This window comes from Pseudomonas frederiksbergensis (assembly GCF_001874645.1).
Classification (GTDB): domain Bacteria; phylum Pseudomonadota; class Gammaproteobacteria; order Pseudomonadales; family Pseudomonadaceae; genus Aquipseudomonas; species Aquipseudomonas frederiksbergensis_B.
This window is the reverse complement of record NZ_CP017886.1, coordinates 970502-991928: the sequence shown is the minus strand read 5'-3', so window position 1 is coordinate 991928 and position 21427 is coordinate 970502. Positions and strand designations below refer to the sequence as shown.

Below are 21427 nucleotides of genomic sequence, written 5' to 3'. Positions count from 1 at the left end.
AGGAACACTATGGCTCACGTACCTCAGATCAAGATCCCTGCCACCTACATGCGGGGAGGCACCAGCAAAGGCGTGTTCTTCAGCCTGCAAGACCTGCCTGAATCGGCACAGGTTCCGGGCCCGTCCCGTGACGCGCTGTTGCTGCGAGTCATCGGCAGCCCTGACCCGTATGAAAAGCAAATCGACGGCATGGGCGGGGCGACTTCCAGCACCAGCAAAACGGTGATCGTGTCCAAGAGCATCAAGGCCGATCACGACGTCGATTACCTGTTCGGTCAGGTCTCCATCGACAAGCCTTTTGTCGACTGGAGCGGCAACTGCGGCAACCTCTCGGCGGCGGTCGGTTCGTTCGCCATCAGCAGCGGTCTGGTCGAGGCCAGTCGCATTCCGCACAACGGCGTGGCGGTGGTGCGTATCTGGCAGGCCAATATTGGCAAGACCATCATCGCCCATGTGCCGATCACCGACGGTGCGGTGCAGGAAACCGGTGATTTCGAACTCGATGGCGTGACCTTTCCGGCCGCTGAAGTGCAGGTCGAATTCATGGGCCCGGCCGCGGAAGAAGAGGGCGGCGCAGGTTCGATGTTTCCTACCGGCAACCTGGTCGATGACCTGGAAGTGCCAGGTGTTGGCACTCTCAAGGTGACCATGATCAACGCCGGCATTCCGACCATCTTCGTTAACGCCGATGCCATCGGTTACACCGGCACCGAGTTGCAGGGCGACATCAACGGCGACCCGAAGGCGCTGGCGATGTTCGAGACCATTCGTGCGCATGGCGCACTGCGCATGGGGCTGATTTCGAACCTGGACGACGCTGCCAAGCGTCAGCACACCCCCAAGGTTGCGTTCGTCGCACGGCCCGCCGATTACCTCGCTTCCAGCGGTAAGCCGGTGGCAGCAGGCGATGTCGACCTGCTGGTCCGCGCACTGTCCATGGGCAAGTTGCACCACGCAATGATGGGCACGGCTGCCGTCGCCATTGGTGCGGCGGCGGCGATTGACGGCACGCTGGTCAACCTCGCCGCAGGTGGTAACCCACGCAACGCCGTGCGCTTCGGGCATCCGTCAGGCACCTTGCGCGTCGGCGCCGAAGCCAATCTGGTCGATGGCGAATGGACCGTGACCAAAGCCATCATGAGCCGCAGTGCGCGGGTGTTGATGGAAGGCTGGGTGCGTGTGCCGGGCGATGCGTTCTGACAGTTAGCCCCGTAGGAGCTGCCGCAGGCTGCGATCTTTTGATGTTTTCGAATGTGCTGAAGATCAAAAGATCGTCCGAACGCGGCCCGAGCCTTCGCCAGCTCCTACGCAGTGTTTGCTTCGCCATTAACGTAGGGAGTCGAACATGAGCGCCAACGTTGACCTGAACATCCGCCCCGACTACGACAAAGTCCTGCAGGACATTGCCGACTACGTCCTGAATTTCAAGATCGAATCCAAAGAAGCCCTCGACACCGCCCGCAATTGCTTGATGGACACCTTGGGCTGCGGCCTGTTGGCGCTGCGTTTTCCCGAATGCACCAAACACCTGGGCCCCATCGTTGAAGGCACGCTCGTGCCCTTTGGCGCACGTGTTCCCGGTACCCGCTTTCGTCTCGACCCGGTAAAAGCGGCGTGGGACATCGGTTGTATTGTCCGTTGGCTCGACTACAACGACACCTGGCTGGCTGCCGAGTGGGGTCATCCGTCCGACAACCTTGGCGGGATACTCGCGGTCGCCGATCATCTGTCGCAGAAACGCGTGGCCAATGGCGATGCCCCGCTGACCGTGCGGGCCGTATTGGACGCGATGATCATGGCTCATGAGATCCAGGGCGTGATTGCCTTGGAAAACTCGTTCAACCGGGTCGGCCTGGATCATGTGTTGCTGGTCAAAGTCGCCTCGACGGCGGTGACTGCGAAACTGATGGGTGCCAATCGCGAGCAACTGTTGGCGGCGCTGTCCCATGCTTTTGTCGACGGCCAGGCACTGCGCACTTACCGTCACGCGCCGAACGCCGGTTCGCGCAAGTCCTGGGCGGCGGGCGACGCCTCCAGTCGTGGCGTGCGGCTGGCGGACATCGCCCTGCGTGGCGAGATGGGCATTCCGGGCGTGCTGACAGCAAAGCAGTGGGGTTTCTACGACGTGCTGTTCAGCCATACCAACAAGGATCTGGCGCTCAAGCCCGACGACAAGCGCGAGTTCAGCCTCTCGCAGAAGTACGGCACCTACGTGATGGAAAACGTGCTGTTCAAGATCAGTTTTCCGGCCGAGTTTCACGCGCAAACCGCTTGCGAAGCGGCGGTGACCCTGCACCCGCAGGTGAGCAATCGTCTGAATGAAATCGACAAAATCGTCATCACCACTCACGAGTCGGCGATTCGTATCATTTCCAAGGTCGGCCAGCTGGCCAACGCCGCGGACCGCGACCACTGCATCCAGTACATGACGGCTGTGCCGTTGGTGTTCGGCAATCTGGCGGCCGAACAGTACGAAGACCAGTTTCACGCGGCGCACCCGATCATCGACGAGTTGCGCGAGAAAATGGTCATTGTCGAAGACCCGCGCTACACCCGCGAGTATCTGGAGGCCGACAAGCGCTCCATCGCCAACGCCCTGCAAGTGTTCTTCAAGGACGGCTCAAGCACCGAGCAAGTGGTGGTCGAATACCCGATTGGTCATCGTCGTCGCCGCGCCGAGGGTATTCCCTTGCTGGAGGACAAGTTCAAGGCGAATCTGGCAACCCGATTCACTGCGCAACGCTCGGCGCAGATCTTTGCCTTGTGCAAGGATCAGGCGAAACTCGAGGCCACGCCGGTTAACCGCTTCATGGATCTCTTCGTGATCTGAAGTCGAACCCTGCGTAGGAGCTGCCGAAGGCTGCGATCTTTTGGCGTCTGAATGTGCGCTGAAGATCAGGATCAAAAGATCGCAGCCTTCGGCAGCTCCTACAGGGAAGGGCGTTCAGCCCTTGAGCCATTTTTCCACCGGAAGTTTGGTGATGGCGAAACCCGCCAATAAGACCGTCGAATAGATGATCAGCTCCGGAGAAATCGCCAAGCCTTCGTACCAGGCGCCGATGAGCACGGCGAACACCGGGAAGATGATGAAGACAAAGGACAGGATGATCGGGCTCAGACGTTTGAGCAGCATGAAATACACGATAAAACCACCGACGGAAGCGACCAGTCCGAGATAGAGCAAGGCGCCCCATGAGCGCAGGCTGATGGTCTCGAACGCGGGTGTCTCGACCACCAGACCTGCGCTCAACAGCATCAGTCCGGCGATGCCAATGGGCAGCGTGTTGTAGGTGATGACGCTGATGGCGCTGCCCTGTTTCTTGGTCACCACGTAACACAGTGCATGCATGATCGCGGCGGCGAGAATCGCAATGACTCCGAAAAACTCCGCATGGTCCAGGTGCAATCCCTGGCTGCGGATGATCATGTACAGGCTGCCAAACCCGATCGCGATACCGATGACTTGTGAAACGAAGATTTTCTGGTGCAGAAACACCGCAGAAAAAATCAGGATGAACACCGGCATGCAGCTGAACAGTAGAGCGGTCAGGCCAGAAGAAACGTGCATCTCACCGTAGTTCAGCAGGTAGTACGGCAGGCTGAAGTACGACAGCGTGACAAATGCGAAAAACCAGCGGCTTTCCTTGGGAAACAACAGCGGTTCCCGACGTAGCTTCGCGAATGTCAGGAACAGTGGAAAGGCAATCAGAAAGCGCAGGCCCGCAGCGGTCAGGGGCGGCACGCTTTCGACCGCAATCTTGATTCCCAGCCATGTGGTGCCCCAACTCAGGCAAACGATGAGAAACAGTGCACTGGTGATCAGGCCGGCCAGCCAGGGTTTGTGGTTTTTTTGAGTGGCATCGATGGCAATGGACATCGGCATGATCGAGCACCTTCCGTGAGCGGAATTGACCTGTCCATGGAAAAGGTCTATCCCTGATTGAACCTGTTTCCAGCACGCTATTAGGGAAGATAATGGCTGTCAAAGTAAGTATTGCCATGGTGTCAATCATGCGGGCCGGGCTCGCGGACGGGCTGGGCGTGAAGTACAAGCGTCTGGCTGAGGCCATCGAAACGGGCATTCACGACGGCTTGATCGAGCCCGGTTGCAAGTTGCCGCCGCATCGACTGTTGTCTGACAGTCTGGGCGTTACCGTTGGGACCATCAGTCGTGCTTACGCCGAACTGGAGCGCGTGGGGCTGGTGGTTGCTCGCGTAGGCGATGGTACTTATGTGCGTCAGCGTGGGATGGAGCGTCCGCGCGACGGTGGGTTTCGCAATGTCAGCGATGAGCCAGAACCCTGTTTTGACATGAGCCGCAACCAGCCGATTCCCGGGCAAGCGGCGCTGTTTCTGAGTCAGAGCTTGCAGGCGTTGGCCGGTGATTCAGAGAGGTTGCAGGGGATCAGCGGCTACACCGTCGATGCCGGTTTGCTGCGGTATCGGTCTGCGGGTGCGCATTGGCTCAGTCACAGGGAGTTTGCTGCGAGTGCGGAGCAGGTGATTTGTGTCAATGGCGGCCAGCACGGGCTGCTCTGTGCGCTGATGGCCTTGCTCAAAGCGGGCGATACGCTGGTAACCGAGCAATTGACGTATCCGGGATTGATCAGCGTCGCACGCATGCTCGGAATAAAACTCATGGGGCTGGGGATGGATGACGAAGGATTGCTGCCGTCCGCGTTGGATGAGGCTTGCCGTAATCATCGAGTGACTGCGTTGTACTGCACTCCGACGATCCAGAATCCTACGGCGGCGGTGATGTCTGTTGCGCGGCGTGAGGCTATCGCTGAGGTCTGTCGAGAGCACAATTTGCTGATCATTGAGGATGAAGCCCATGCCGTGCTGGCGCAAGAGCGCCCGCTGCCCCTGAGCTTTTTCGCACCGGAGCGGACGATTCTGATTGGCAGCTTGAGCAAGGCAGTCTCGGCCGGATTGCGCGTCGGTTATCTGCAGGCGCCGCAACCCTTGATCAGTCGTTTATCGGCGGCTGTGCGGGGTACATGCTGGATGGCCACGCCGTTGACACTGGAGCTGGCCACTTCATGGATTGAGCGCGGTGTCGCCGAGCAGTTGCTGGGGCAACAAATCGCAGAAATCATTCGCCGCAAAGCCTTGGTCGCCGGGCTGCTCAAGGGGCTTGAGTACAAAACCCACCTCCACAGCCCACACTTCTGGATCGAAGTGCCCGAGCCTTGGCGTGCGTCGCAGATCGAGGCTGAGCTCAAACAGAACGGTTACCTGATCACTACTGCCGAAGCGTTCGCTGTCGGACATGCGAGCGTGCCGCAGTTCATTCGGGTGAGTGTCTGCAATACGTCTGGGGATGACCGGTTGCTGTGTGAAGGGTTTGCGGCGGTGGCGAAGGCGTTGGAGCAGGGCGCGGAAATCGCGTAATCGCTCATCACGGGCCAGCCTTGCTCCTACCGGTTCTGCGTCGATCACCTCATTGCGGTTCAGCCGTAGGAGCAAGGCTGGCCCGCGATAGCAATCTGATAGGCGACGCAGAACTACTTGAACCGCCGCTCCACGCCTTTCTCCACCAGAATCTTCGCCGAAATCTCTTCCACGGAAAAATGCGTGGAGTTGATGTGCGCGATGTTCTCGCGGCGGAACAGGTTCTCGACTTCACGCACTTCGAACTCGCACTGGGCGTAGCTCGAGTAGCGGCTGTTGGGCTTGCGTTCGTTGCGGATCGCGGTGAGGCGGTCCGGGTCGATGGTCAGGCCGAACAGCTTGTGCTGATGGGCGCGCAATGCCGGTGGCAATTGCAGGCGTTCCATGTCGTCTTCGGTCAGCGGGTAGTTGGCTGCGCGAATACCGAATTGCATGGCCATATACAGGCAGGTCGGGGTTTTGCCGCAGCGCGACACGCCGACCAGAATCAGGTCAGCCTTGTCGTAATAGTGGGTGCGGGCGCCGTCGTCGTTGTCGAGAGCGAAGTTCACCGCCTCGATACGCTCCATGTAATTGGAGTTGTGGCCAATGGAATGGGACTTGCCGACCGAATACGACGAGTGCTCGCTCAACTCTTGCTCCAGCGGTGCGAGGAAGGTCGAGAAGATATCGATCATGAAACCGTTGGAGGTCGCGAGAATCTCACGAATTTCCTGGTTGACGATTGTGTCGAAGATGATCGGACGAAATCCGTCCTTTTCGGCGGCCAGGTTGATTTGTTGTACCATGGCCCGCGCTTTGTCCACGCTGTCGATGTACGGCCGTATGGCCTTGCTGAAGGTAATGTTTTCGAACTGCGCCAACAGACTTTGACCCAGGGTTTCGGCTGTAATGCCCGTGCCATCGGAGATAAAGAAAGCAGATCGTTTCATTTGCGCCTTGGGCCTTAAGCTGGTGACGATTCTTGGATATGATAGGCGCGATTTGTCGGCCTGGATTGGCCCGCATTCTCACTTATTTTCCAGGTCCAGGCCATATTGCTGGCAAATGCTCCTGATGAGCCGCCAGCGCCCTGAGCTTTTCCAACACAGTTAGTGGAGAGATCACCTTGGTAGAGTACGTAGTTTCCCTCGATAAGCTCGGCGTCCATGATGTAGAGCATGTGGGGGGCAAGAACGCATCCCTGGGCGAGATGATCAGTAATCTTGCGGGTGCCGGTGTATCGGTCCCGGGTGGCTTCGCCACGACGGCTCAGGCTTATCGTGATTTTCTCGAATCAAGTGGTTTGAACGACCAGATCCACGCAGCCCTCGATGCGCTGGACGTCGACGACGTGAATGCCCTGGCGAAAACCGGTGCGCAAATCCGTCAATGGATCATGGAAGCCGAGTTCCCGGAGAAGCTTAACGCCGAAATCCGCACCGCATTCGCCGCGCTGTCGGCCGGTAATCCGGACATGGCCGTGGCCGTGCGCTCTTCGGCGACCGCCGAAGACTTGCCGGACGCTTCCTTCGCCGGTCAGCAGGAAACCTTCCTGAACATCCGTGGCGTCGAAAACGTCATTCGCGCTGCCAAGGAAGTGTTTGCTTCCCTGTTCAACGACCGCGCGATTTCCTACCGCGTGCACCAGGGTTTCGACCACAAACTGGTTGCGCTGTCGGCTGGCGTACAGCGCATGGTCCGTTCGGAAACCGGCACTGCCGGCGTGATGTTCACCCTGGACACCGAATCCGGCTTCCGTGACGTGGTGTTTATCACCGGCGCCTACGGCCTGGGGGAAACCGTCGTACAGGGCGCGGTGAACCCGGATGAGTTTTATGTCCACAAAGGCACGCTGGCAGCCGGTCGTCCGGCTATTTTGCGCCGCAACCTGGGCAGCAAAGCCATCAAGATGATCTACGGCGACGAAGCCAAGGCCGGTCGTTCGGTCAAGACTGTCGATGTCGACAAGGCCGAACGCGCACGTTTCTGCCTGACCGATGCTGAAGTCAGCGAACTGGCCAAGCAGGCGATGATCATCGAGAAGCACTACAAGTGCCCGATGGATATCGAATGGGCCAAAGACGGTGACGATGGCAAGCTCTACATCGTTCAGGCTCGCCCTGAAACCGTGAAGAGCCGCACCCAGGCTAACGTCATGGAGCGTTACCTGTTGAAAGAAACCGGCACCGTGCTGGTTGAAGGTCGCGCCATCGGCCAGCGCATCGGCGCCGGTAAAGTACGCATTATCAAGGACGTTTCCGAGATGGACAAAGTCCAGCCGGGCGACGTTCTGGTTTCCGACATGACCGACCCGGACTGGGAACCGGTCATGAAGCGCGCCAGCGCCATCGTTACCAACCGTGGCGGTCGTACCTGCCACGCGGCGATCATTGCGCGTGAACTGGGTATCCCGGCAGTCGTGGGTTGCGGTAACGCCACCCAACTGTTGAAAGACGGCCAGGGCGTGACTGTTTCCTGCGCTGAAGGCGACACCGGTTTCATCTTCGAAGGCGAGCTGGGCTTCGACGTGAAGAAAAACTCCGTCGACGCCATGCCGGAACTGCCGTTCAAAATCATGATGAACGTCGGCAACCCGGATCGCGCCTTCGATTTCGCGCAGTTGCCGAACGCCGGTGTGGGCCTGGCCCGTCTGGAGTTCATCATCAACCGCATGATCGGTGTGCACCCTAAAGCGCTGCTGAATTACGACGGTCTGCCGTCGGAAATCAAGGAAAGCGTCGACAAGCGCATTGCCGGTTACAACGATCCGGTCGGCTTCTACGTCGAGAAACTGGTCGAGGGCATCAGCACCCTGGCCGCCGCATTCTGGCCGAAAAAGGTCATCGTACGTCTGTCGGACTTCAAGTCCAACGAATACGCCAACCTGATCGGCGGCAAGCTCTACGAGCCGGAAGAAGAAAACCCGATGCTGGGCTTCCGTGGCGCTTCGCGTTACATCAGCGAGTCGTTCCGTGACTGCTTCGAGCTCGAATGCCGCGCGCTGAAACGCGTGCGCAACGAGATGGGCCTGACCAACGTCGAAATCATGGTGCCGTTCGTCCGTACCCTGGGCGAAGCCAGTCAGGTCGTGGACCTGTTGGCCGAGAACGGCCTGGCGCGTGGCGAAAACGGTCTGCGCGTCATCATGATGTGCGAACTGCCGTCCAACGCGATCCTTGCTGAAGAGTTCCTCGAGTTCTTCGACGGTTTCTCCATCGGTTCCAACGACCTGACCCAGCTGACCCTGGGCCTGGACCGTGACTCCGGGATCATCGCGCACCTGTTCGACGAGCGTAATCCAGCGGTCAAGAAGCTGCTGTCCAACGCGATTCAGGCCTGCAACAAGGCTGGCAAATACATCGGTATTTGCGGCCAGGGCCCTTCCGACCACCCAGACCTGGCCAAGTGGCTGATGGAGCAGGGTATCGAAAGCGTTTCGTTGAACCCCGATTCCGTACTGGAAACCTGGTTCTTCCTGGCTGAGGGTCAGGCTGCGGTCTGATCCGTGAATGAAGCCCGGGTCAGGCTACACTGCTGACCCGGGCTTTAAGATTCAAGTAGGGCGGGCCCCGGTGGATGCCGCCCTTTTTTGTGCAAGAGCATTATGCAAAGCAGCAGCAACCTGTTTCCTGTCGCCTTGATCAGCGCCGAGCGTCGCGGCGATCTGAGCGAGGACGTCTATCGCCTGAAACCCGGCAATAGCCCTGACGGCACCGTCGAACTGGCGGTCACCCGCTTGGGCATGGCCGATGAGCCGTCCGTGCGTGGCGTTCCGGTGATTTTGCTTCACGGCAGCTTTTCCAATCGGCGTTTCTGGTATTCCCCCAAAGGCCTTGGTCTGGGTGCCTATCTGGCGCGCGCCGGTTTTGATGTGTGGATACCGGAAATGCGCGGTCACGGCTTGTCCCAGCGCAACCAGAACTATCGAAAGAACCGCGTTGCCGACTATGCCCGTTACGATCTGCCAGCGATTGCTGCGTTCGTTCGCGAGCAAAGCGGTCAGGTGCCGCACTGGATTGGTCATTCACTGGGCGGCATCACCCTGGCGGCAGCGCTGGGTGGTCAGTACCTGGGGGAGCCCGCCGTGGCCTCTGCCGCATTTTTTGGTACGCAGGTCAGTCGCACCTATTGGCCACTGAAAATTCCCCCGGTGGAGTGGAGCGGGCGGTTTATCCTGAAGCGTTTCGCGCAAATTTCGGGCTCTCGCCTCAAGCGTGGTCCGGAAGACGAGCCCATAGGCCTGGCCCTGGAGGGCATGCGCTGGTACGGCTTGTTCGGACGCTTTGGCGATGCCGAGAAAGACTGGTGGGCCGGGCTGGCCGAGGTTCAGGTGCCGGTATTGGGCGTCAGTGCGACCAGCGATCATCAGGACCCGGATTGGGCGTGTCGCAAGCTGTTCGACCAGATCGGTTCCGAGCATAAACAGTTCATCTGCCTGGGGCGCGAGCAGGGTTTTTCGGACAATTTCGGGCATGTTGAAATGCTGGTCAGCAAAGCCGCACAGGCCGAAGTCTGGCCGTTGGTGCAGCGCTGGCTGACAGATCCGCAGGCGCCGTTATTGGCTGGCAAGCCGGATTTGGCTACAGCAGTCTGAGTACGAATGCTCTGACAAGAGCGTTTCGCTCCGATCAGCGAACGGCTAAGATATGACGCACTGAGCTGTTCTGGTCACAATCGGTTGCTGGGTCGGCTTTATGTTCGTACCTCTTGAGCGTCTGATCAATCTGAATGAAGGTTTTCGGCGGACGTTCCCGGTCGAAGGGCGTAGCCTGCAATTTTCGACAGCCCAAAATCGTGTTCTTTCTCTTACAGGAGTTTCTCGATGAACCATTACCTCACTCCCGACCTGTGCGATGCCTATCCGGAACTGGTGCAGGTGCTGGAGCCGATGTTCAGCAATTTTGGCGGCCGTGACTCCTTCGGTGGCGAGATCGTTACCATCAAGTGCTTCGAAGACAACTCGCTGGTCAAGGAGCAGGTCGAGCTCGAAGGGGATGGCAAGGTGCTGGTGGTCGATGGCGGTGGTTCGCTGCGCCGCGCACTGCTGGGCGACATGATCGCCGAGAAAGCTGCGAAAAACGGTTGGGAAGGGTTGGTGATCTACGGTTGTATCCGTGACGTTGACGTTATTGCGCAGACCGATCTGGGCGTGCAGGCGCTGGCCAGCCACCCAATGAAGACCGACAGGCGTGGCGTCGGTGATCTGAACGTCGCGGTAACCTTTGCCGGTGTGACTTTCCGTCCAGGTGAATACATCTACGCGGACAACAATGGCGTGATCATCTCGCCAAGTCCGTTGAAGATGCCTGAATAAATAACTGATTCAAGCCAGGGGTGAGGATGTTCGAGGAAGAAAACGCGCAGTGGGGGCTGGTGCATGCCCTGGTGCTGGATGGTAAAGGCGGTGCGCGTTGGCTTGCCCGGACTGAACTGGATGACCTGCAACTGCAACCCCATGAAAGCCTTTGGCTGCATTGGGACCGTAGTCACCCGCAAACTCAGACCTGGTTGCGTCAATCCAGCGGTCTGAGTGAGTTCAGTTGTGACCTGCTGCTCGAAGAAAATACCCGGCCGCGCCTGTTGGCGCTGCCGGACTCCGAGTTGTTGCTGTTTTTGCGCGGAATCAACCTCAATCCGGGCGCCGAGCCTGAAGACATGGTGTCGGTGCGGATCTTCGCTTCTGCTCAGCGGGTCATTTCCCTGCGTTTACGGCCGTTGCGCGCCACCGATGAGTTGCTGGTGCAACTGACTGAGGGCAAGGGGCCAAAAACCACCTCTGAACTGGTCCTTTATATGGCTCAGTACCTCACCAACAAGGTGCAGGATCTGGTCAGCGATCTCTCTGAAATCGTCGATGACGAAGAAGAAAAGCTGGATGCCGACGAACGGTATGCTCCGGAACATGGTGCCATTTTGCAGATCCGTCGGCGAGCGGCAGGACTAAAGCGCTTCCTTGCTCCGCAGCGGGATATCTTTGGTCAGCTGACGCGGATAAAACTGCCCTGGTTTGTCGACGATGACGGCGACTACTGGAACGAATTGAACAACAGCCTGACGCGTTATCTGGAAGAGCTGGAATTGACCCGGGAGCGCGTGGGGCTGGTGCTTGAGACTGAAGACCGGCGTTTGAGCGTGCGCATGAATCGCACCATGTACCGCTTTGGGATCATTACCGGAATCTTTCTGCCGATGAGTTTTTTGACCGGTTTACTCGGCATAAACGTCGGTGGAATTCCTTTTTCCGGGAACCCTTATGGCTTCGTGATTGCCTGCCTGATGATGGTGACAGTGGCGGTGGGGCAGTGGTGGTTGTTCCGGCGTTTGCGCTGGGTATGAGGGAGAGCCATGTGACCCGAAGAATTTTGATCGCGTCTTTCACAGATATCACGAGAGGTGCGTATGCACGATCCGTTTGAACAGTCCTTGCGCGACATGCTCAAGGCATCACCGTCCACCCGTGACGACGATGCCTGTCTGGGGCGTGTGCTGAAAACCGCCAACCGCCAGGTGGGTGCCGGTGATCTGTTCAGCCTGCTGGGCCGCTGGCTGCCCGCGCTGATGATCGCCCTGAATAACGGATCGGCCCACGTCTTGCCGGTTTCCCGTCGTAAACCTACTGCTCGCACTGCTGATAAGGCTGATTGAATATGGAACTTGATCTCTGGACTCAGAGCCTCGTCACGGCAATGACAGCGTTGTGGACCAAGGTAGCGAACTTCATTCCTAACCTGTTCGGCGCACTGGTAGTGCTTTTGCTGGGTTTTGTCGTGGCCAAGCTGCTCGACACCCTGCTCTCGAAACTGCTCGCAAAACTGGGCCTGGATCGCTTGATGGGGGGTACCGGCTTGACCAAGCTACTGTCCCGTGCGGGCCTGCAGGTGCCGATTTCTACGCTGATCGGCAAGATTGTTTATTGGTTCGTTTTGCTGATTTTTCTGGTTTCTGCTGCAGAATCCCTTGGCTTGGAGCGAGTTTCGGCTACGCTCGACATGCTGGCACTGTATTTGCCGAAAGTATTTGGTGCCGCGCTGGTGTTGCTGGTGGGCGTGTTGCTCGCACAATTGGCCAATGGGCTGGTGCGAGGCGCCGCAGAAGGCGTAGGGCTGGATTACGCATCGGGCCTTGGGCGTATCGCTCAAGGCCTGGTGATCATCATCAGTATTTCGGTTGCGATCAGTCAGCTTGAGGTCAAAACAGACCTGCTGAACCATGTGATTGTGATTGTCTTGATTACCGTTGGTCTGGCAGTTGCCTTGGCCATGGGGTTGGGAAGCCGGGAAATCGCCGGTCAGATTCTTGCTGGAATCTATGTGCGTGAGTTGTATCAGGTTGGGCAACAAGTGCGTGTTGGTGAGGTCGAAGGTCAGATCGAAGAGATCGGCACGGTTAAAACTACATTGCTGACCGATGAGGGTGAGCTAGTCTCACTTTCCAATCGGATCCTCCTGGAGCAGCATGTTAGTAGCCGCTAACCCGGCAAACCCTGCTAATGTATGCCGCCGCAAAATGCCCGATACGATGGGCTGCGGCGGACATTGACCTGACTGTCGGCCCGACTTGTTTTGAATAAAGCCCAATCGCTATCCATGCGCTACGACCCCCGCGAGCTCTCTGATGAGGAGTTGGTCGCGCGCTCGCACACGGAGCTGTTTCACGTGACGCGCGCCTACGAAGAGCTGATGCGGCGTTATCAGAGAACATTATTTAACGTTTGTGCACGGTATCTTGGGAACGATCGTGATGCAGACGATGTCTGTCAGGAAGTGATGTTGAAGGTGTTGTACGGTTTGAAGAACTTCGAGGGCAAATCGAAGTTCAAAACGTGGCTCTACAGCATCACGTACAACGAATGCATCACACAGTATCGGAAGGAACGGCGTAAGCGTCGCTTGATGGACGCTTTGAGTCTGGACCCCCTTGAGGAAGCGTCTGAGGAAAAGGCGCCGAAACCTGAGGAAAAGGGTGGGCTTGATCGCTGGCTGGTGTATGTGAACCCGATTGACCGGGAAATTCTGGTGCTACGATTTGTCGCAGAGCTGGAGTTTCAGGAGATCGCAGACATCATGCACATGGGTTTGAGTGCAACGAAAATGCGGTACAAACGCGCTCTTGACAAATTGCGTGAGAAATTTGCAGGCATTGCTGAAACTTAGTTCGGCGCAAATTTCTCTTACGTGTAGGCAAGTTCTGATAGACTTGCCGCCGAGTTGTCCCCCGGTTTGCGGGACTGCTTTACAATCACCAGATGGGGATTTAACGGATGAAACTGAAAAACACCTTGGGCTTGGCCATTGGTACTCTTATTGCCGCTACTTCGTTCGGCGCTCTGGCACAAGGCCAAGGCGCGGTCGAAGGTGAGGCTTTCTACAAGAAGCAATACAACGACAGCATCAACGACGTTGAAGACGGTCGCCGTCCAGGCGTTTCGATCGGTTACTTCCTGACCGACGACGTTTCGGTCAACGCCACTTACGAGAAAGACGATTACACTCGTTCGAACAACAACACTGGCAGCCAAAAGATCCGTGGTGATCACTTCGGTCTGAAGTCCCAGTACCACTTCGGTACCGTAGGCGACGCTATCCGTCCTTACGTTGAAGGCGGTGTATCTCACGGCAGCATGACCAACGTCGCTGCTGACGGTCACACTGGTCGTGACCAGTCCACCTTCCTGACCACTGGCGCTGGCGCCAAGTGGTACATCACCGACAACCTGTACGCTCGTGCCGGCGTTGAAGCTGACTACAAGCTGGACAACGGTCGTTGGGACTACGCTGCACTGGTAGGTCTGGGCGTTAACTTCGGCGGCACTGGCGGCAAAGTTGCTCCAGCTCCAGTAGCCCCAGTAGCAGCGGCTCCAGAGCCAGAGCCAGAAGCTCCAGTTGCTGAAGTTGTTCGCGTTCAACTGGACGTGAAATTCGACTTCAACAAGGCTGTTGTCAAGCCAAACAGCTACGGCGACGTGAAGAACCTGGCTGACTTCATGAAGCAGTACCCGAACACCACCACCGTTGTTGAAGGTCACACCGACAACGTCGGTCCTGACGCTTACAACCAGAAGCTGTCCCAGCGTCGTGCTGACGCTGTGAAACAAGTTCTGGTCAAGGATGGTGTTTCGGCTAACCGCGTTCACTCGGTTGGTTATGGCAAGTCCCGCCCAATTGCTGACAACAGCACTGACGCTGGCCGCGCTGCAAACCGTCGCGTAGAAGCGCAGGTTGAAGCTACTGCTAAGTAATTAGCGTGTAGTTCGGAAAAGCCCGGCTTAGGCCGGGCTTTTCTTTGTCTGCGATTTGATCTTGAGCGAAAAGCTGCAATGGCGTTGGCGTTGAAGAGATCGTCCGAACGCGGCCCGAACCTGCGGCAGCTCCTACGCAAGATTGGCGTAATGCTCCTCTGTAGGAGCTGCCGCAGGCTGCGATCTTTCAGCATTGTCGCTGGCGGCCACCGCGCCGATCACCAGGATAGCCGGGCTTTTCAGTTGGAAGTTGTGGGCGTCTTCCTGCATCGCAGTGAGGTTGCTCCGACATTCCCTCTGGTGTGGCAAGGAAGCGTTTTCAATCATCGCCACCGGCGTATCAGTCGCCATCCCACCGGCGAGCAATTGCTCGCGAATCTCGCTCAATTTCGCCACGCCCATGTAAATCACCAGCGTCGTACCGCTGTGGGCCAAGGCTCGCCAGTTAAGCTCGCTGTCGTCCTGAGTGTGCGCGGTGACCAGGGTTACGCCGCGGGCGACGCCGCGCAGGGTCAGGGAAATATCGCATTGTGTGGCGCCGGCCAGGCCTGCGGTGATGCCATTGACCAACTCCACTTCAATCTCGCGCTCGCGCAGCCACTGCGCTTCTTCACCGCCGCGTCCGAAAATGCACGGATCGCCGCCCTTGAGCCGCACCACACACTTGCCTTGGCGGGCATAACGCAGCATCAAGCGATGAATGAACGCCTGCGGAGTAGAGCGGCAGCCACCGCGTTTGCCAACTGCAATAATCCGTGCCTGCGGGCAATGCACCAGCACCGCGTCGTTGACCAGATCATCGATCAGCACCACATCGGCTTCATTCAGCGCCCGAACGGCTTTGAGGGTCAGCAATTCAGGGTCACCGGGACCTGCTCCCACCAACCAGACTTTTGCGCTCATGTTCTATTCCTCACGACGTGAATGCGATGGGCTGCACGCTGGCCGCCAACAGACGCTTGATTTCCGGGACACAGGAGCCGCATTGCGTGCCGCAACCGAGTTGTTGTTTCAGACCCTGCAAGTCCAGCCCGTTGCGAATGCCGGCACACACCGCGTCTTCACTGACGTTCTTGCAGTTGCACAGGGTCTTGCGGGGGCTGACAGTGGCGCCTGCACTACCGGGAGGCGTGCTCAACGGCGCCAAGAGCCAGCGCCGCAGTTGTTCGTCGGCACGACCTTCCAGCCAGAGGTTTTGCAGCCAGTGTTGTGCAAGGGTTTCACCGGCCAGACGAATGGCGGTAATCCGGCCCTGGTCGATGCGTACTCGTTTGCAAATGGCGCGCCGTGGATCGTCATAAGCCAAGACTGGGCCATCGTTGAGTCCCAGTTGTTGATCGATGTCATGCAGCCGTTGTGGATCGGGTGCCTGGGCGCTGGCGGCACGTATCAGCAGCGCTGGGCGTTCACGGCCGGTCAGGCTGAGGCTGACATAGGAAAAGTCCTCGCAGAGCGGTCGTAAGGCCTCGAAATGCTGCTGAACATCGCCCTCAACCAGTGCGAACAAATGCCATGGCAGCTTTACCGGTTCGAGACGCACGCCGCTGTGCTTGAGTTCGGGTTGTTTCGACAGGGGGTCGAATGCCGGCTGGGTGAGCGCATTGACGCCGCCCTTGAGGAAACGGTCTCCCCAGTGCATCGGCAGAAACGCCTGGCCCGGGCGCACGCTGTCATCACTGCCGACGGCAACGATCACGCTGCCTCGACGGCTTTTGAGGTTGACCAGGTCACCGTTTTGCAGTCGATACCGACGCAGCTCGTCAGGATGCACGCTCAACAGGGCTTCGCTGACGTGGCCGAACAATTGCGCCGCAGTGCCGGTGCGGCTCATGCCGTGCCATTGATCGCGCAGGCGTCCGGTGATCAAGGTCAAAGGAAAGCGTGCATCGCGTTGCTCCTTGGCGGCGCGATAGGGGTCGGCGACAAACTGTGCGCGACCACTTTCGGTAGGGAAAATCCCATCCATATAGAGCCGCGGCGTTCCGTTCAAGGCGCCGTCCGGGAACGGCCATTGCTGTGGGCCGAGGCGGTCGAGCAGCGCATGACTGATCCCGCAGAGGTCCAGATCCCGTCCGCGCGTCAGTTGTTTGTACTCATCGAAGACCTGCGCCGGTTGTTCGAAAGCAAACAGGCTGGGCTGTCCAGGACGCAGACGCCGTTCCAGACGCTGTGCGAAATCCACAGTGATCGCCCAGTCCGGGCGCGCTTCACCTGGTGCGGTAATGGCGCGGCGAACGTGGGAAATCCGCCGTTCGGAATTGGTCACCGTGCCTTCCTTCTCACCCCAACTGGCGGCGGGCAGCAGCAGGTCGGCGAAGGGCGCGGTTTCGGTGGTGTGAAAGGCTTCTTGCAGCACCACGAATGGGCAGGCCTGCAATGCAGCGCGGACGGTTTGCTGATCCGGCAGCGACTGCGCCGGGTTGGTGCAGGCGATCCACATTGCTTTGATCTTGCCGCTCTGGACCTGTTCGAACAGCTCAATGGCGGTCAAGCCGGTGGTGTCGGGCAGCTTTTCGACCCCCCAGTAAGCTGCCACTTCGGCGCGATGTTCAGCATTGGCCGCTTCGCGATGACCTGGCAGCAAGTTCGACAAACTGCCGGTTTCGCGCCCGCCCATGGCATTCGGCTGACCGGTGAGCGAGAAGGGACCTGCACCTGGGCGGCCGATTTGCCCGGTCACCAGGTGCAGGTTTATCAGCGCACTGTTTTTTGCGCTGCCGGCAGTGGACTGATTCAGCCCCATGCACCACAGCGAAAGAAAACTCTTTGAGGTGCCGACCCACTCGGCGCATTGCTGCAAGTGTTCAACGCTGATCCCGCAGAGTTGCGCGACCATTTGTGGGGTGTAATCACGCACCAGGTTTTTCAGCTCGGCCAACCCTTCGGTGTGAGCGTTGATGAACGCCCTGTCGACCCAGTCTTCCCATAGCAGCAAGTGCAAAATCCCATGGAACAGCGCGACATCGGTGCCCGGTAGAATGGCCAGATGCAGGTCGGCGAGGTCGCAGGTGTCAGTGCGTCGAGGGTCGATGACGATGACTTTCATCTGTGGTCGGCGAGATTTGGCTTCTTCCAGTCGGCGAAACAGCACCGGATGGGCGTAGGCCATGTTGCTGCCGACGATCATCACGCAATCACTCAGTTCAAGGTCTTCATAGCTGCACGGTGGGGCGTCGGCGCCCAGGCTACGTTTGTAGCCGACCACCGCCGATGACATACAGAGTCGCGAGTTACTGTCGATGTTGTTGGTGCCCACCAGCGCCCGGGCCAGCTTGTTGAAGGCGTAGTAGTCCTCGGTCAGCAGTTGCCCCGAGATATAGAACGCCACGCTGTCCGGACCGTGCTCGCTGATGGTGGCGGCGAACACCGTAGCAGCGTGCTCCAGTGCGGTGTCCCAGTCGGTGCGCCCGCGAGCCAGGGCTTTGCCGAGGCGCAGTTCCGGGTACAGCGCCCGCGCCGCGAGGTCGCCGGTGAGGTGCAGGGTCGAGCCTTTGCTGCACAGCTTGCCGAAATTGGCCGGGTGCGTCGGGTCGCCGCTGACGCCGAGGATCTGCTCGCCGTCATGCTCGATCAGTACGCCGCAGCCCACCCCGCAGTAACAGCAGGTCGAGGCGGTCGTTTGGCGGCTCATCAGCCTGCTTCCCGCAGAGCCAGCATGACCCGACCATTCTCCACCCGTGCCGGATGGTGATGGGCGCAACCGACGTCAGGCGCCAGGGCCTGACCGGACTCCAGGTCGATCTGCCAATTGTGCAACGGGCAAGCGACGCGTTTGCCATAGATCAGTCCCTGGGACAGCGGCCCGCCTTTGTGCGGGCAGCGGTCGTCGAGGGCGAAAACCTCATCGTCGCTGGTGCGAAAAATAGCGATGTCACCTTTGGGTCCGCTGACGATGCGCGAGCCCAGGGCGTTGATTTCTTCGAGTGCGCAGATATCCAGCCAGTTCATGCCGGCACCTCCAGGTTTTTCACGGGGATGACATCGAACTCCTTCTTCAGCAACGGCTGCTCAAGGCGTTCTTTCCATGGGTCCTGCTCGAACGAAAGGGAGAATTGCAGCCGGTCGTTGAGTGCTTTGCGGCGCTCGGGGTCTTCCAGCACGGCTTTCTTGATGTGTTCCATGCCGACTCGTTGCAGGTAGTGCACGGTGCGTTCGAGGTAGAAGGCTTCTTCGCGATACAGCTGTAGGAAAGCGCCGTTGTATTCGCGCACTTCTTCAGCCGTTTTCAGTTTGACGAAGAACTCCGCGACCTCTGTTTTGATCCCGCCGTTGCCGCCGATGTACATCTCCCAGCCAGAGTCGACGCCGATGATCCCTACGTCCTTGATCCCGGCTTCCGAACAGTTGCGCGGGCAACCAGAGACCGCCAGCTTGACCTTGTGCGGCGACCACATGTTGAACAGGTCATGCTCCAGTTCGATACCCAGTTGTGTGGAATTTTGCGTGCCAAAGCGGCAGAACTCGCTACCGACGCAGGTTTTGACCGTGCGAATCGATTTGCCGTAGGCATGGCCGGACGGCATGTCGAGGTCCTTCCAGACGCCGGGCAGATCCTGCTTCTTGATCCCCAGCAAGTCGATGCGCTGGCCGCCCGTGACCTTGACCATGGGCACGTTGTACTTGTCGGCCACATCGGCAATGCGCCGCAGCTCTGAAGGATTGGTCACACCGCCCCACATCCGTGGGACTACCGAATACGTGCCGTCTTTCTGAATATTGGCGTGGGCCCGCTCGTTGATCAGGCGTGATTGCGGATCGTCCTTGGCCTCGCCCGGCCACGTGGAAATCAGGTAGTAGTTGAGCGCCGGGCGGCACGTGGCGCAGCCATTCGGGGTGCGCCAGTTCAGGTAGCTCATGGTTCCGGCGATCGTCAACAGATGCTCTTCGCGGATCGCCTGGCGGATCTGCCCGTGGTTGAGGTCGCTGCAGCCGCAAATGGCTTTTTCGCTTTTCGGTTTGACGTCCGCCGCGCCGCCGACGGTGTTGATCAGGATCTGCTCCACCAGTCCGGCGCAAGAGCCGCACGAGCTGGCCGCTTTGGTGTGTTTCTTGACCTCGTCGACGCTGAACAGCCCGTGTTCCTGAATCGCCTTGACGATGGTGCCCTTGCAGACACCGTTGCAACCGCAGACTTCGGCGCTGTCGGCCATGCTCATGGCTTTGTCCTGGCCCTGGTGGCCTACATCGCCCAGAGCGTTCTCACCGAACATCAGGTGATCGCGGATCTCGCCGATGGCGTGGTTCTCGCGAATCTGCCGGAAATACCAGCCGCCATCCGCGGTGTCGCCGTACAGACAGGCACCGACCAGCACGTCATCCTTGATCACCAGTTTTTTGTAGACCCCGCCAATAGGGTCGGAGAGGGTGATGGTCTCGGTGCCTTCGCCGCCCATAAAGTCGCCGGCGGAGAACAGGTCGATGCCGGTGACTTTCAGTTTGGTCGAGGTCACCGAGCCCGAATAGCGCGCGAAACCCAGTTGCGCCAGGTGGTTGGCGCAGACCTTGGCCTGCTCGAACAGCGGCGCCACCAGGCCGTAGGCGATGCCACGGTGACTGGCGCATTCGCCGATGGCGTAGATGCGCGGGTCATAGGTTTGCAGGGTGTCGTTGACCAGAATCCCGCGGTTGCACGGGATGCCGGATTTCTCCGCGAGTTCGGTATTGGGGCGAATGCCGGCGGCCATCACCACGAGGTCAGCGGGAATGATATCGCCGTTCTTGAACTGTACCGAGCCGACCCGGCCGTTGCCGGCGTCGTGCAGGGCCTGGGTCTGTTCGCACAGGCGAAAGTGCAAGCCGCGACCTTCCAGGGCGGTTTGCAGCAACTGGCCACTGGTTTTGTCCAGTTGCCGTTCCAGCAACCACTCGCCGAGGTGCACCACGGTCACTTGCATGCCGCGCAGCATCAGCCCATTGGCGGCTTCAAGGCCCAGCAGGCCGCCGCCGATGACCACCGCATGTTTGTGGGTTTTGGCGGTGTCGATCATGGCCTGGGTGTCGGCGATGTCGCGGTAGCCGATCACGCCCTGTAAGGTGTTGCCAGGGATTGGCAGGATGAATGGCGTCGAACCGGTGGCGATCAGCAGCCGGTCGTATTCGGCTTCGCTGCCGTCTTCGGCAATGACCCTGCGTTTGACCCGGTCGATCTCCACCACCTTGCGGTTGAGCAGCAGTTTGATGTTGTTGTCCAGGTACCAGCTCAGGTCGTTGAGCACGATCTCTTCAAAGGTCTGCTCCCCGGCCAGTACCGGCGAGAGAAGAATACGGTTGTAGTTGGTGTGGGGCTCGGCACCGAAGACCGTGATGTCATACAGCTCGCTGCTCAGCTTGAGCAATTCTTCCAGGGTGCGAACCCCGGCCATGCCGTTGCCGATCATCACCAGTTTTAGTTTTTTCATCAGGTTCTCCGGGGAGCTCAGACTGGCCTCATCAGGGCGGTCAGGCTGGCTCGAGATATTTTGCGCAAACAAAAAAAGGCGTCCCGCTAGTTGCCTAGCGAGGACGCCTTTGTCCTGGTCCCTACTCTGAGGGAAGCCCACCCTTCGTCGTTGAAGGCTGGGCTTTATGTATGGTGAAACAGGTAATGCAGTGGTCGTGCCAAATCGGGGGAGGGCGTGGTTTTGTTGGGTTTTGGTCCGTCATGCAGTGCCTGAATTGGGCTTTTTGCACCGATTAAAGGCGTGCCGCCCACAATTGGCGCGACACATCCCCGTAGCAGCTGGCGAAGCCTGCGTTCGGCGGCGAAGCCGTCGTAAAATCTCAACACGCGGTTCAACAGGTAGACCGAGCGTACCGGATTACGACGGCTGCGCC

17 protein-coding genes are annotated in these 21427 nt (G+C 58.8%); 11 read left to right on the top strand and 6 right to left on the bottom strand.

Going from position 1 to position 21427, the window contains the following annotated elements; genetic code table 11:
* Positions 1–9: 9 nt before the first annotated feature.
* Complete coding sequence (gene prpF / locus BLL42_RS04880; protein ID WP_071551025.1) at positions 10–1200, top strand: 2-methylaconitate cis-trans isomerase PrpF; 1191 nt, start codon at positions 10–12, stop codon at positions 1198–1200.
* Positions 1201–1345: 145 nt separating this feature from the next.
* Positions 1346–2830 carry a 2-methylcitrate dehydratase gene (prpD, locus tag BLL42_RS04875; protein ID WP_071551024.1) on the top strand — a complete coding sequence of 495 codons (1485 nt, stop codon included), beginning with the start codon at positions 1346–1348 and terminating at the stop codon, positions 2828–2830.
* Positions 2831–2944: 114 nt separating this feature from the next.
* Here the strand turns inward: prpD and BLL42_RS04870 are convergent, their stop codons facing one another.
* The gene (locus BLL42_RS04870) at positions 2945–3832 is read right to left on the bottom strand and encodes a DMT family transporter (RefSeq protein WP_408004018.1); all 888 of its coding nucleotides are present in this window, start codon (positions 3830–3832) and stop codon (positions 2945–2947) included.
* Positions 3833–3975: 143 nt separating this feature from the next.
* Between BLL42_RS04870 and BLL42_RS04865 the strand changes: the two genes are divergently transcribed.
* Entirely contained in the window at positions 3976–5394 is a 1419-nt protein-coding gene (locus tag BLL42_RS04865; protein ID WP_071551023.1) for an aminotransferase-like domain-containing protein, read from the top strand.
* Positions 5395–5507: 113 nt separating this feature from the next.
* Here BLL42_RS04865 and ppsR read toward each other — a convergent pair whose 3' ends face one another.
* Entirely contained in the window at positions 5508–6326 is an 819-nt protein-coding gene (gene ppsR, locus BLL42_RS04860) for a posphoenolpyruvate synthetase regulatory kinase/phosphorylase PpsR (RefSeq protein WP_071551022.1), read from the bottom strand.
* A gap of 176 nt (positions 6327–6502) precedes the next feature.
* Here ppsR and ppsA point away from each other — a divergent pair, with 176 nt between their 5' ends.
* The 8 genes from ppsA (at position 6503) to BLL42_RS04815 (ending at position 14614) form a co-directional block, all read left to right on the top strand.
* Positions 6503–8878, top strand: coding sequence for a phosphoenolpyruvate synthase (gene ppsA, locus BLL42_RS04855; RefSeq protein ID WP_071551021.1), 2376 nt, complete (start codon positions 6503–6505; stop codon positions 8876–8878).
* Positions 8879–8980: 102 nt separating this feature from the next.
* On the top strand, positions 8981–9970 hold the full coding sequence (locus BLL42_RS04850; protein WP_071551020.1) for an alpha/beta fold hydrolase: 990 nt from the start codon (positions 8981–8983) through the stop codon (positions 9968–9970).
* 228 nt (positions 9971–10198) lie between these two features.
* Positions 10199–10690, top strand: a complete 492-nt coding sequence (gene rraA / locus BLL42_RS04840) for a ribonuclease E activity regulator RraA (RefSeq protein ID WP_071551019.1) — start codon at positions 10199–10201, stop codon at positions 10688–10690.
* 26 nt (positions 10691–10716) lie between these two features.
* Positions 10717–11712: a divalent cation transporter CmaX gene (cmaX, locus tag BLL42_RS04835; RefSeq protein WP_071551018.1), complete on the top strand. Its 996-nt coding sequence runs from the start codon at positions 10717–10719 to the stop codon at positions 11710–11712.
* Between the two features lie 63 nt (positions 11713–11775).
* Entirely contained in the window at positions 11776–12021 is a 246-nt protein-coding gene (locus tag BLL42_RS04830; RefSeq protein ID WP_071551017.1) for a CrfX protein, read from the top strand.
* Between the two features lie 2 nt (positions 12022–12023).
* Entirely contained in the window at positions 12024–12848 is an 825-nt protein-coding gene (locus tag BLL42_RS04825) for a mechanosensitive ion channel family protein (protein WP_008048604.1), read from the top strand.
* 90 nt (positions 12849–12938) lie between these two features.
* Positions 12939–13529, top strand: a complete 591-nt coding sequence (gene sigX, locus BLL42_RS04820) for an RNA polymerase sigma factor SigX (protein ID WP_075949123.1) — start codon at positions 12939–12941, stop codon at positions 13527–13529.
* 107 nt (positions 13530–13636) lie between these two features.
* Positions 13637–14614 (top strand): OmpA family protein, encoded by a 978-nt coding sequence (locus tag BLL42_RS04815; protein WP_071551016.1) that lies wholly within the window; start codon positions 13637–13639, stop codon positions 14612–14614.
* Positions 14615–14746: 132 nt separating this feature from the next.
* Here the strand turns inward: BLL42_RS04815 and cobA are convergent, their stop codons facing one another.
* The 4 genes from cobA to nirB are packed head-to-tail and all read right to left on the bottom strand — an operon-like array spanning position 14747 to position 21012.
* Complete coding sequence (gene cobA / locus BLL42_RS04810) at positions 14747–15517, bottom strand: uroporphyrinogen-III C-methyltransferase (protein WP_071551015.1); 771 nt, start codon at positions 15515–15517, stop codon at positions 14747–14749.
* Positions 15518–15527: 10 nt separating this feature from the next.
* Positions 15528–18245 carry a nitrate reductase gene (locus BLL42_RS04805; RefSeq protein ID WP_071551014.1) on the bottom strand — a complete coding sequence of 906 codons (2718 nt, stop codon included), beginning with the start codon at positions 18243–18245 and terminating at the stop codon, positions 15528–15530.
* Entirely contained in the window at positions 18245–18562 is a 318-nt protein-coding gene (gene nirD, locus BLL42_RS04800; protein WP_054593246.1) for a nitrite reductase small subunit NirD, read from the bottom strand. The genes BLL42_RS04805 and nirD overlap by 1 nt, the downstream gene beginning before the upstream one ends.
* Positions 18559–21012, bottom strand: a complete 2454-nt coding sequence (gene nirB / locus BLL42_RS04795) for a nitrite reductase large subunit NirB (protein ID WP_071551013.1) — start codon at positions 21010–21012, stop codon at positions 18559–18561. The genes nirD and nirB overlap by 4 nt, the downstream gene beginning before the upstream one ends.
* Positions 21013–21427: the final 415 nt, after the last annotated feature.

Bases quoted from the DNA above. Each gene is read 5' to 3' on its own strand.
- cmaX (WP_071551018.1), top strand. From the start codon at position 10,717: ATGTTCGAGGAAGAAAACGCGCAGTGGGGGCTGGTGCATGCCCTGGTG.
- BLL42_RS04850 (WP_071551020.1), top strand. From the start codon at position 8,981: ATGCAAAGCAGCAGCAACCTGTTTCCTGTCGCCTTGATCAGCGCCGAG.
- ppsR (WP_071551022.1), bottom strand. From the start codon at position 6,326: ATGAAACGATCTGCTTTCTTTATCTCCGATGGCACGGGCATTACAGCC.
- BLL42_RS04830 (WP_071551017.1), top strand. From the start codon at position 11,776: ATGCACGATCCGTTTGAACAGTCCTTGCGCGACATGCTCAAGGCATCA.
- nirD (WP_054593246.1), bottom strand. From the start codon at position 18,562: ATGAACTGGCTGGATATCTGCGCACTCGAAGAAATCAACGCCCTGGGC.
- prpF (WP_071551025.1), top strand. From the start codon at position 10: ATGGCTCACGTACCTCAGATCAAGATCCCTGCCACCTACATGCGGGGA.
- BLL42_RS04805 (WP_071551014.1), bottom strand. From the start codon at position 18,245: ATGAGCCGCCAAACGACCGCCTCGACCTGCTGTTACTGCGGGGTGGGC.
- BLL42_RS04825 (WP_008048604.1), top strand. From the start codon at position 12,024: ATGGAACTTGATCTCTGGACTCAGAGCCTCGTCACGGCAATGACAGCG.
- BLL42_RS04815 (WP_071551016.1), top strand. From the start codon at position 13,637: ATGAAACTGAAAAACACCTTGGGCTTGGCCATTGGTACTCTTATTGCC.
- cobA (WP_071551015.1), bottom strand. From the start codon at position 15,517: ATGAGCGCAAAAGTCTGGTTGGTGGGAGCAGGTCCCGGTGACCCTGAA.
- BLL42_RS04865 (WP_071551023.1), top strand. From the start codon at position 3,976: ATGGCTGTCAAAGTAAGTATTGCCATGGTGTCAATCATGCGGGCCGGG.
- rraA (WP_071551019.1), top strand. From the start codon at position 10,199: ATGAACCATTACCTCACTCCCGACCTGTGCGATGCCTATCCGGAACTG.
- prpD (WP_071551024.1), top strand. From the start codon at position 1,346: ATGAGCGCCAACGTTGACCTGAACATCCGCCCCGACTACGACAAAGTC.
- nirB (WP_071551013.1), bottom strand. From the start codon at position 21,012: ATGAAAAAACTAAAACTGGTGATGATCGGCAACGGCATGGCCGGGGTT.